The sequence below is a fragment of the Sphingopyxis sp. genome (genome assembly GCF_035998965.1).
Lineage (GTDB): Bacteria > Pseudomonadota > Alphaproteobacteria > Sphingomonadales > Sphingomonadaceae > Sphingopyxis.
The window spans coordinates 1-9794 of sequence record NZ_DASYHE010000049.1 but is presented as its reverse complement, the minus strand read 5'-3'; the positions used below and the strand labels follow the sequence as shown (position 1 = coordinate 9794).

General features: G+C 64.4%; 10 protein-coding genes. 2 read left to right on the top strand and 8 right to left on the bottom strand.

What is annotated here, in order from left to right:
* Positions 1-203: 203 nt before the first annotated feature.
* The 5 genes from VGN68_RS08255 to VGN68_RS08235 form a co-directional block, all read right to left on the bottom strand.
* Positions 204-1358 (bottom strand): cell wall hydrolase, encoded by a 1155-nt coding sequence (locus tag VGN68_RS08255; protein ID WP_327475652.1) that lies wholly within the window; start codon positions 1356-1358, stop codon positions 204-206.
* A gap of 9 nt (positions 1359-1367) precedes the next feature.
* Complete coding sequence (gene cysK, locus VGN68_RS08250) at positions 1368-2288, bottom strand: cysteine synthase A (protein WP_327475650.1); 921 nt, start codon at positions 2286-2288, stop codon at positions 1368-1370.
* A complete protein-coding gene (locus tag VGN68_RS08245) occupies positions 2285-2953 on the bottom strand; it encodes an RBBP9/YdeN family alpha/beta hydrolase (RefSeq protein WP_327475648.1) in 669 nt (222 codons plus the stop codon). Before VGN68_RS08245 ends, cysK begins: the two co-directional genes overlap by 4 nt.
* Before the next feature lie 148 nt (positions 2954-3101).
* On the bottom strand, positions 3102-4412 hold the full coding sequence (locus VGN68_RS08240; RefSeq protein WP_327475646.1) for an MFS transporter: 1311 nt from the start codon (positions 4410-4412) through the stop codon (positions 3102-3104).
* Positions 4413-4468: 56 nt separating this feature from the next.
* Positions 4469-5764: an RsmB/NOP family class I SAM-dependent RNA methyltransferase gene (locus VGN68_RS08235; protein WP_327475644.1), complete on the bottom strand. Its 1296-nt coding sequence runs from the start codon at positions 5762-5764 to the stop codon at positions 4469-4471.
* Here VGN68_RS08235 and VGN68_RS08230 point away from each other — a divergent pair.
* Positions 5763-6029 carry a DUF1674 domain-containing protein gene (locus VGN68_RS08230; protein WP_327475642.1) on the top strand — a complete coding sequence of 89 codons (267 nt, stop codon included), beginning with the start codon at positions 5763-5765 and terminating at the stop codon, positions 6027-6029. The genes VGN68_RS08235 and VGN68_RS08230 overlap by 2 nt on opposite strands.
* A 33-nt stretch (positions 6030-6062) precedes the next feature.
* Here VGN68_RS08230 and VGN68_RS08225 read toward each other — a convergent pair whose 3' ends face one another.
* The 3 genes from VGN68_RS08225 to VGN68_RS08215 all read right to left on the bottom strand — a co-directional run bounded on the left by VGN68_RS08225 (position 6063) and on the right by VGN68_RS08215 (position 8947).
* Positions 6063-6617 carry a cytochrome b gene (locus tag VGN68_RS08225; protein ID WP_327475640.1) on the bottom strand — a complete coding sequence of 185 codons (555 nt, stop codon included), beginning with the start codon at positions 6615-6617 and terminating at the stop codon, positions 6063-6065.
* Positions 6618-6631: 14 nt separating this feature from the next.
* Positions 6632-7411 (bottom strand): SapC family protein, encoded by a 780-nt coding sequence (locus VGN68_RS08220; protein ID WP_327475638.1) that lies wholly within the window; start codon positions 7409-7411, stop codon positions 6632-6634.
* Between the two features lie 111 nt (positions 7412-7522).
* Positions 7523-8947, bottom strand: coding sequence for an FAD-binding oxidoreductase (locus tag VGN68_RS08215; RefSeq protein WP_327475636.1), 1425 nt, complete (start codon positions 8945-8947; stop codon positions 7523-7525).
* Positions 8948-9124: 177 nt separating this feature from the next.
* Here VGN68_RS08215 and VGN68_RS08210 point away from each other — a divergent pair, with 177 nt between their 5' ends.
* Positions 9125-9649, top strand: a complete 525-nt coding sequence (locus VGN68_RS08210; protein WP_327475634.1) for a hypothetical protein — start codon at positions 9125-9127, stop codon at positions 9647-9649.
* Positions 9650-9794 lie beyond the last annotated feature (145 nt).

Here is a 9794-nt window from a genome sequence, read left to right as displayed (position 1 = left end):
CCACCCGAAGGGTGGTGGAGGGGCACAGGCGGTTTACGTGGCGCCGGACAAAAAGCACTGCTTCAACGGCGACCGTTCGGCGGTGCACTATCGCACCGGCCAGGCAAACCGATGGTGCCCCTCCACCAGCTTCGCTGGTCCCCCTCCCCGTTCCGGGGAGGATCGGCAACGTCCGCTAACCACCCCAAAGCAGACCTTCTAGGTTACCGCTTCATGCACTGCCGCGCATCGTCGCGCTTATACTCGCTGCAATTCCATAACGCTTTTTCGAAACCCGCCTTGTCGTCGCGCAGGTAGGAAAAGGTCATCGCGGCGCGCTGGGTGTCGCTCATTGCGTCGCTGTCGGGTTTCAGCACAGGGTTGGTCCAGCCCATGAACTTGCAATAAGGCTTGTCGCCGCACAGTCGGAGCGCGGTGGTCACGAAGCTTTCGGGGGCGGCACGGCGGTCGAGTTGGGTGTAGATGGTGTCGCGGCCTGTCGCTTCCCCCGCGCCGACGACGACGCGGGCTTCGCCGACCGCGGCGTTGGCATCGACGCCGGTGGCCAGCTCGGTCGGCAGGCCCAGCGCCATGGCGTGGAGGGGCGAGATGGCAGCGAGTTTCGCGACTGGGCCGTCGCCGCCCGATACTGCGCCGCGGAACGCGCCGGGGGTGCCCCAATAGCCCGGCCAGCGGAAGAAAAGATGGGTGTCGACGATCGCGATTTTTTCGAGGCTGTCGCTCCAATAGGGGCGGACCCAGTCGGTGTGGTAATGGGTCGCGAGGCCGACGGGCGGATAGGTGCCGCCCGAAAGCATCAGGTCGGCGTTATTGCGGGCGCGCTGCCATGCCGCGTCGGAATAGCGGCGGTTCAAGGCGCCGTCGCAGGTGAAAGTGAACTGGCACCCGGTGACGCGTTCGGAGCCCTGGAACACCACGCCGCAGATCGATTTGGGGAAGGCCGGATGGCGGGCGCGGTTGATGATGACCTGACCGACTGCCTGCTGACCCTTGGCGTCGTCCCCGGCTTCGTAAATCATTGCCGCGGCCAGACAATCGCGGGCGCGGGCTTTGGCATCGCCGTCACCGGCATAGATGAAAGGGCGCGCGGCAATGAAACCTTTGGTGATCAGCGCGATGCGCGCGTTCGCGGCGCGGGCGTCGTCCTCGGCGACCGGTGCGAACTCCATCGGTAGCACTTCAGGGATTACATCGGCGGGCGGCGCAACCGGATGCGGGCGCGCGGCCAGCAGCCGATCGGCGCTGGTATCGCTGGCGTAGAGCACGATCCCGATGGCGACCGCGGCCAACAGCGCGAACAGCCAGCCGGTCCAATCGCGCCCTTCAGGCAACGCCAATGGATCGCCGTCGAGGTGCATGGTCTGGCCTCAGATCTCCGGCAGGAAATCGGGGACCGACAGGTAACGCTCGCCGGTGTCATAGTTGAAACCGAGCACCCGGCTGCCCGCAGGTAGCTCGGCCAGTTTCTGGGCGATTGCGGCGAGCGTGGCGCCCGACGAGATGCCGACCAGCATACCTTCCTGGGTTGCGGCGCGGCGCGCGTAAGCCTTGGCGTCGGCGGCATCGACCTTGATCACCCCGTCGAGCAGGTCGGTGTGAAGGTTGCGCGGGATGAACCCGGCGCCGATGCCCTGGATCGGGTGCGGCGCGGGCTGGCCGCCCGAAATGACCGGCGAGGCTTCGGGTTCGACTGCGAACACCTTCAGGTTCGGCCAATGTTCTTTCAGGAACTGCGCGGTACCCGTGATGTGGCCGCCGGTGCCGACCCCAGTGATAATTGCATCGATCGGCGTGTCCTTGAAATCGGCGAGGATTTCGGGACCGGTGGTGCGGACATGGACGTCGATATTGGCTTCATTTTCGAACTGTTGCGGCATCCATGCGCCGGGGGTGGTTTCGACCAGTTCGATCGCGCGCTCGATGGCGCCCTTCATTCCTTTCTCACGCGGCGTCAGGTCAAAGGTCGCGCCATAAGCCAGCATCAGGCGGCGACGCTCGATCGACATGCTTTCGGGCATGACGAGGACGAGCTTGTAGCCCTTGACTGCGGCGGCCATCGCCAGGCCGATGCCGGTGTTCCCCGACGTCGGCTCGACGATGGTGCCGCCAGGCTGGAGGCTGCCGTCGCGTTCGGCCGCCTCGATCATCGCGAGGCCGATACGATCCTTGATCGAGCCGCCGGGATTGCTGCGTTCCGACTTGATCCAGACTTCAGCGTCCGGAAACAGCTTGCCCATGCGGATGTGCGGCGTGTTGCCGATGGTATCGAGGATCGAATTGGCTTTCATGATCGGTGCGCTCTTTCGTTGAATTCGAACCGCGGGTCGCGGCGGACGCGATTTGGCCAGTCACCGGCACGGAGCCAGCGGGCCTCGTCCGCCAGAGCCGGCGTCGGCGCGGGTTGTAACGAGGCGAGCAGATACTGTCCATAAGGCCAGTCGCCGATCGACGAGTCGGCATTGATATGCCCAAACGGTCCGGCGTTGACGAAGCGCGCGTCCCAATGCCGCGACAGGCGCCAGACATGGGCGGTCTTCGCATAGGGGTCGTCATCGCTGGCAACGACGATCATCGGCACCCGCGACGTGAAGGGCGGCGAATCGGCAAAACCGGCGACGCCATGTTCGTGGCGCAGACGCGACAGGTCGGGCGGCGCGACCAGCAGCGCCTCGGCGATGCGCGTCCGGGTCAGCGCACTGGCGGCCGCGAACCAGTGCGCAAAGGCGTGGCAGCCCAGACTGTGCGCCGCAATCAGCACAGGTTCGCTTTCAGCGTCGATGGCGGCGGCGATCGCAGCCACCCATTCATCCTTGTCAGGATCGTTCCAGCGTCCAAGTTCGATGCGCTCGCTGTTCGGGAATTTATGCTCCCACAGGCTTTGCCAATGGGTCGGGCCGCTGTTGTTCAGGCCCGGGATAGTCAGGATTTTGTGGCGGATCGTCGCGCTGTGCATGACGGCTGCTCCATTTGGGGGACAAAGGGAACCGCGGTGACGGGTGGGGTCACCATAACTCAATTGATTGAGTTGACAATAGCCATGTGATGAAATGACGCAGCTTTGCGACGAAGCGCCGAACATTCATTCGAACATTGCGACCACCTTAATCGCTTTGTCGGAATTGTGGTTCAAAGGTCCGCGCGCGGCGTAATTCGGGAAACAGCCACGCCCACAGCGCGGTGACGCCAATCGCCGCTACGCCGCCGAAAACGACCGCGCTGATCGGGCCTATCGCCGCGGCCATCGTACCGGCCCGCATCTCACCCAGCTCATTCGAAGCCGATATCGCCAGACCCGACACGGCACTGACCCGGCCGCGCATATGGTCGGGGGTGTTGAGCTGGATCAGCGTCCCACGCACAAAGACCGAGAACATATCGGCCGCGCCCATCAGCACAAGCAGGCCAAGCGAGAGGAAGAAATTCGCCGAAAGGCCAAATGCCACCGTCCCGGCCCCGAACGCAGCAACCGCCCACAGCATCTTGACGCCGACATTGCGTTCGATCGGGCGGAAGGCGAGGCCAAGTGCAACGACCGCCGCGCCGACCGCGGGGGCAGCGCGCAGGAAGCCGAGGCCTTCCGAACCGGTCTGTAAAATGTCACGCGCGAAGACGGGCAGCAGCGCGGTTGCGCCTGAGAGAATCACGGCGAACAGGTCGAGCGTGATCGTCCCGAACAGGAACCGCTCGCGCCAGGTAAATTGCAACCCGTCGGCCATTTCGCGGAGCGGATGGCGGCGCACTTCGGTGGGTGGCGGCAGCACCGGGCGCACGCGGCTGATCGTAAACGCTGAAAGAGCAAGCAGGACCGCCGCAAAGACATAGACCGCCGCAGGGTGCGCAGCGTAGATCAGCCCGCCCGCGGCGGGGCCGACGACCGATGCCGACTGCCACGCAATACTGCTCATCGCGATGGCGCGCGGCAGGACCGCGGGGGGTACGATATTGGGCGCGATCGCGCTCATCGCCGGGCCGACAAAAACGCGCGCGACGCCGTGCAGCGCGGCCAGCGCAAACAGCAATGGCAAGGTCAGCGCATCGGTCCAGGTAAACCAGCCCAGCAGGACCGCGATGACAAGGTCGATCATATTGGCGAAGATCGCGACCTTGCGCCGCTCGATACGGTCGGCGACCCACCCCGCGACGGGCGTCAGGATCGCCAGTGGAACGAACTGGACCAACCCGAGCAGGCCGAGCTGGAACGACGCCTCGCGGATCGACATGCCATAATCGGTGCGCGCCGTGTCGTAGAGCTGATATCCGATGACGACGACCATCGCCATCGTCGCCATCACTGCGGTGAAGCGCGCCGCCCAGAAGTAGCGATAATCAGGAAAGCTGAGCGGCGAAGGGACTTTGGCCGCCGGTTCCGGCATCACCGGCTCTACGCCTTCAGGGGGAGGGATCGTCGCCATCAGCTTTGCCCCTAAACGGCTTTTGCGTGCTGTCCAGCCCGGACGTCGCCTGTCGGCTATGGCGCGCGCAGCCTGGCGACGAAGAAACCGTCGAGACCGCCGGCGTCAGCGAGGAGGCCAGGGAGGGTGCGGACGAAACCGCTGGCGTCGGGGGCGATCCCGGCGGGCAGCTCGTCGGCGCGCACGCGATCGACGCGCCACGATGCGTGATGCTTTAGGAACGTCGCCACCTGATCCTCGCCCTCAGCGCGTTCGAGCGAGCAGGTAGCGTAGATCAAAACCCCGCCCGGTTTGACCCAGCGCGCGGCGCGGGCGAGCAATTCACTTTGCAGCGCCGCCATTTCGGCGATCTGGCGCGGCTCGATCCGATGCAGCACGTCGGGGTGACGGCGGAAGATGCCCGTCGCCGAACAAGGGGCGTCGAGCAGCACCGCGTCGGCGGGCGCTGTCGGTGCCCATGAGCGGAGGTCGGCCTGGACAACATCGGCGGCCAGGCCGGTGCGGGCCATATTGTCGCTGAGGCGGCCGAGGCGTTTGGCGCTGGAATCGACGGCGATGACTTGCCAGCCCGCGGCCGCCAACTGCATCGTCTTGCCGCCGGGCGCCGCGCACAGATCGAGCACGGTGCGACCTTCGCCCGGCCCCAGCAGACGCGCGGGAAGGCTCGCCGCCAGATCTTGGATCCACCAGCCGCCTTCGCGATAGCCGGGCATTGCCTCGACCGCCTGTCCACGCGGCAGGCGGCGATGGCGGGGGGCGAGTGATATCGCGTCCGGCCACTCGTCCGGGCTGGGTTCGGTCGCGAAGCTGAGGTCGATTGGCGGCGGTACGCTCCAGCCCGCTTCGGCGGCTTCGACCATCGCCAGACTCCATTGCTCCGCCCATCGTTCGGCGGTGGGCAGGGGCAGGGTGGCGCGGTCGGGCAAGCGCCATTCGTCTTGCTGCGCGCGTGACAGGATCGCGTGGACCAGCCGGCGGGGGCCGCCCGCGACGAGGGGGAGGGCGGTCGACACCACAGCGTGGGCGGGGCTTTTGAGGACGAGCAATTGCGCCAGCGCGATCCGCAGCACGGTGCGCGATTTGACGTCATCGGGCAGGATCTGCGCCGTTGCGCTGTCGATCAGCGCGTCGATATCGACCATCCAGCGCAAGGTTTCGGACGCGATGGCCACCGCAAAGGCGCGATCGGCGCCGGTCAATCCCTGCGCCGCCGCGTGCATCGCGACGTCCAGCGGATCGCCGCGGCGCAGGACCGCATCGACGAGGCGCAGCGCGGCGCGGCGAGTGGTGGTCCCCGCCGGGTCGGGCTCGTTCGGCCCGCGCTGTTTGGGGCGCCGCGGGCGGTCAGTCATGACGATGTTCGGCGAGGTTGGCTTGAGGCATGAAAAATCCTATATGGTGCGGCTTATGGCCGAACGCAGCGAAACAGAAATGATTGGCGGCACGCCGCGCGCGGCGAAGCGTCCCGCGCATGTGATGGCGCCTGCCAACTGGACCACCAGCCCGGTACCATCCCCGGCGCCGATCCGCGAGGAAAAGGCCGAGGATCAGCCCGGCGGCCGAAACCCGGTGCGCTATGGCGACTGGGAGCTGAAGGGCATTGCCATCGACTTTTGACGCCGCGGCAACCGTGCGCGTCGAACATGCGCGTTAAAAAGGGTTCATCCGTCCGATCAGCCCGGTGCGATCGACAAATTGATGCTTCAGCGCCGCCAGGATGTGGACCGCGGCGAGCGCCAGCATGGTCAGACCCAGCACTTCGTGACGGTCGTGCATGACGTCGGCCAGGCCCTCGTTCGGTGCGACGATCGTCGGGATCGTGAACAAGCCAAAGAAATCGATCGGCCGATCCGCCGCCGACATCCAGACCCATCCCGACAGCGGCAACAGGATCAACAGCACGTAAAACAGCACATGCGTGATTTTGCCAAGCCACTGCTGCCAAGTCGGGATCGCGGCGGGCAGCGGTGGCGGCTTATGCCCCACCCGCCAAAGAATCCGAATGACTGTCAGGACCAGCACGGCGATCCCCAGCGCCTTGTGAACATCCATCGCGGCCCGCTGTGTTTCGCGGGGCAGACCCTCGGTCAGCATCGCGAGCCCGATATTGGCGATGACTGCCAGACCGATCAGCCAGTGGAGCCAGATGGCCACCTTGGTATAACGCGATCCGGCGGTGCCGGTGGTTTCTGCCAGGGTGGCCATCGGATTTATGCTCCTTAAGTCGCCGGGACTTCCTGCATCAGCGGCACCTTGCCCGCTTTGACCTGCTCAGCGAAAACTTCGCGCATCAACTGCAGCGAGAAAAGATGGGCAAAGATCAGGCCGAGAATGCCGTTTTGCATCATCTTGCGCAACACGTCGCCGCGCAGTTCGCGCAGCTTGTTTTCATCGACCATCTGGAAACCGCGATAGATGTAGGGCTTGTCATTGCCTTCCTGCTGAATGCTGACTTCGCCTTCCATCAGCAAATCGGCCTTTTTCAGTTCGTCCATGAACATGCTGGTACGCTGACCAGCTTCTTCGAAATTCTTGCAGAACTCGAGGACGGCCTGAACCGGGGCGGTGGGCTGGCCGTTTTCGAACAGCGCATCGCCTTCATCAAATTTTCCGACTGCTCCCGACGTCGGGTCGAAGCAAAGCGACAATTCTTCCGAGTCCTGTTGCAACCGGGCGAGCAGGAACGGGTAGCGCCGAACATAGGCCGGTACATAAACGGGATTCAGCAGCTTGCCTTCATCGTCGACAAAGGTGTTCACACCTTCGTTGAGACCCATCAGCGCCAGCGGTACCGGATTGTCACCCGCCGAAAAGACGATCGGGAAGAAGCGGCAGGCCGACACGAATTCGTCCGACGTCAGCGGGATCGCGTGCTGGTTGACCAGGAAATCGGCCTTGTCCAGCGGACGTGCGTGGAAATCGACATGATCGACGCTCGAAAGCGGCACCAGATCCTTGTAGAACAGCGGCAGATTGGCAGGGGCGGGCGCAGTGGCCATGATAAAACTCCGGTAGGGTGTCCCGACCAGCCGGGACGCAAAAGATAACAGCGCGCCTTATTGACCTGCGCCGCACGGCGCAAGGGGGCGATGGTGCGCAGCGCGCGCGGTTCAGGCGATCAGCTTGCCGGGATTGAATATCCCTGCCGGATCGAGACCCGTCTTGATCCCGCGCAGTGCCGCCAACCGGGCGGGGCTGTCGAGCTCGGCCATGACGTCGCGCTTCATCTGGCCGATGCCGTGTTCGGCGGACAGCGATCCTCCAAGTTCGATCACGTGCGCATAAACCAGCCGACTGACGGCGGCGCCATGCTCCGCAATCCACGCGGCGCCGTTAATGTCGACCGGGGGCTGAACATGGTGATGGACATTGCCATCGCCCAAATGCCCGAATGACAGCGCCCGGGCGCCGGGAAACGTCTGGGTCAGCCGTACCGGATTATCGGCAATGAAGGTCGGCATCACATCGACTGGAACGCTGACGTCATGCTGCAACGCCGGTCCTTCGGCGCGCGCTGCTTCTGAAATGGAATCGCGCAGGCGCCAGAAATCATCGCTTTCCCGGTCATTTTTTGCGAGCACAACGTCGCGGATCAGTCCGGCGTCCAGCGCGACCGCAAGTTCGCGTTCCAGCGCGTTGCCCAAGGCTTCGTCATCGTTGCCCGCCAGTTCGGCCAATATGTGCCAAGGATACTCGGCGGCCATCGGCGCGCGCGTTTGCGGGATGTGCCGCAGCACCGCGTCGAGGCACGCGCGCGGGATGATCTCGAAACCCTCTAGCTCGCGCCCGATATGGGCGTCGAGCTGGCGGAGCAGCTGCAGGGCGCGTTCAGGCGAATCGATGGCGACCCACGCTGTCCGCCGTGCTGTGGCGGCAGGGACGAGATGCAGGCTGGCGGCGGTCACGATACCGAGCGTTCCCTCGGCACCGCACAGCAGATGTCGCAAGTCATAGCCGCGGTTGTCTTTCTTGAGCGGCGCGAGGCCGTCGAAGATGCTGCCGTCGGGGAGCACCGCCTCGATCCCCGCGACCAGCGCGCGCATCGTGCCGTGACGCAGCACTTGGGTGCCGCCGGCGTTGGTCGAGACGAGGCCGCCGATCGTCGCCGACCCCTTGCCGCCTAAAGTGAGGGGAAAACGCAGACCGTGGGCGAGCGCTTCGTGGTGGAAGGTTTCGAGGATCACACCGGCCTCCGCCACCGCAATTCGTGCCACCGTATCGATGCTACGCACCCGGTTCATGCGGCGCAGGCTGAGCAATAATTGGTTGCCGCCCGCATCGGGGGTCGCGCCGCCGACCATGCCGCTGTTGCCGCCCTGCGGCACCAGTGCCGCCTGTTCTTCGACACAGAGCCGAACGACAGCCGCGACCTCTTCGGTTGAGGCTGGCGACAGCATCGCCGTCGCTCGGCCGGTATATTTACCGCGCCAGTCTGTCAGCCATGGTGCCATGATATCGGGGTCGATCGTATAGCCCTTTGGCCCCAAAAGCGCTGCGAGCCGGTCGAGCAACGCTGGCGACGGCGCCCGGCTCATGCGTCATATCCCGATCTTGCGGAAGTAAGGGGGCGAATATAGTTCATTTGATGTTCAATGATCCTTGCTAAAGAGAGGATTGAATGAATATCCGATTGTCGTCCAGTGCGTTTGGGCGGGGGAGCGACGAGTGAGCAGGCAATTCTGTCAGGACGCCGAAGGAACGGCAGCGCGCTGGTGCTGACGGCTGCGGCCCTGTGGATTGCGGTAGCGGCGCCCGCTGCCGATGCACCGTCACTCGTCACGGCGCCCGAACCCCTGATTGCGCTTACCGCGCCGACGCCGGAACAGATCACGTCTTTCTGGCAAGTGGTGGTCGAGCAACAGCTGATCATTCGCGTCCCCGCCCAGCGGTCGCAGCTGAATAACTTCGCCGCGGGACCGATGCCGTCGCGGCGGGCGACCGAAATCCCGATCGTGTGGAAAGAGAAAAAAGCGCCCAAATGCGTGGCGATGCGCAATATCATGGGGATGCAGGCGACCCAGCGCGACAGCATCGACATCATCACGCGGCAGAAACAGCGGCTTCGCGCGCAGCTTAATCGCGGCTGCCGTGCGCTCGACTTTTACGCGGGCTTTTACATGCAGGGCAGCAAGGACGGGAAGCTGTGCGAGGATCGCGATCAGATCCACGCGCGGACGGGCGCTAAGTGCGAGATCGACAAGTTTCGGCTGATGGTTCCCGTTCGCGACGACGATTAGGCGTTTAATCGCGCTTTTCGTCGCCATTTCTTGACTTTTCATCGCTATTTGCCCAAGGCCCGCGCAGCGCCGCCTGCGTGGAAGGCTGAGCGTCACCTCTTTTTCCGGACATGATAATCTTATGAAATTTGCCGAGATCGGCCTT